This window comes from Virgibacillus carmonensis (assembly GCF_057836705.1).
In genome coordinates this window covers 1-565 of sequence record NZ_JBYQFJ010000319.1, presented here as the reverse complement: position 1 = coordinate 565, position 565 = coordinate 1, and the positions used below count along the sequence as shown (strand labels likewise).

At 35.4% G+C, this 565-nt stretch carries 1 pseudogene; it reads left to right on the top strand.

Features of this window, described 5'->3' with window-relative positions:
- Positions 1-565, top strand: a pseudogene (locus tag AC3G7N_RS22080) (transcription-repair coupling factor); the annotation flags it as partial.

Below are 565 nucleotides of genomic sequence, written 5' to 3'. Positions count from 1 at the left end.
ATTGATGCTGAAGAGGCTGAGTGGTACAGTCATTTGCTTGAAGCCAATAAAATGGTCCAGAATAGTACATTTTCCTTTGATTGGCATGATGTATGGCAAAATATGAGCCAGCCAAGGCTGTATATGTCTGTTTTTATGCGCCATATTCCAAATACGCAACCACAAAATATCATTAATTTATCATCTCGTTCGATGCAGGAATTTCATGGTCAAATGCATTTGTTTAAAAATGAATTAAATCGGTGGTCAAAGAGTGATTCATCGGTAGTTATTTTAGTGCCAAATAAGAAGCGAATGGAGAAAGTCCATACTATTTTTGCAGACTATGATATAGAGGCAGTGAAAATGGACAAATTAATGCTGCCGGTTGAAAAGCCTACTATAACGATAGGGAACATAAGCAGCGGTATTGAATTGCCAATGCATAAATTGGTTTTGATTACTGAAAATGAATTATTTAAGAAAAAAACGAAACGAGTTAGAAAGAAACAAAAGATTTCCAATGCAGAGCGCATCAAAAGTTATCAGGAATTAAAAATAGGGGATTATGTCGTCCATGCTAATC